Raw genomic sequence first — 404 nt, forward strand, 5'->3', positions numbered from 1 at the left:
ACGTGTTTCTGGGACTTTGTCGGAAGAAGGCTGTTTTGATTCACTCGAATTACTGGATCTGGAAAATAATACCGTGGTCGCTCTGGTACTGGACGCCAATTATTACCGTGATGCCGAGACGCTGGAGAAGAGAGTACGTTTACAGGGAAAATGCCAGCTAGCAGAATTACCTTCTGCCGGGGTGAGTTGGGAAACCGATGATAATGGCTTCGTGATTAAAGCCAGCAGCAAACAAATGCAGATGGAATATCGCTATGATGATCAGGGTTATCCGCTGGGTAAAACCACGAAAAGTAACGACAAAACATTATCTGTCAGCGCCACGCCATCAACGGATCCGATCAAAAAATTAGATTACACAGCGGTTACTTTACTGAATAATCAACGGGTTGGTAATGTAAAAC

General features: G+C 44.6%; 1 protein-coding gene. It reads left to right on the forward strand.

Going from position 1 to position 404, the window contains the following annotated elements:
* Positions 1 to 404: YnfC family lipoprotein (locus tag KOE80_RS20205; protein WP_226349857.1), on the forward strand; the 404-nt coding region annotated here is incomplete at both ends.

The organism is Alcaligenes sp. 13f, from assembly GCF_020496585.1.
In the GTDB taxonomy this organism is placed as follows: domain Bacteria; phylum Pseudomonadota; class Gammaproteobacteria; order Burkholderiales; family Burkholderiaceae_B; genus Alcaligenes; species Alcaligenes phenolicus.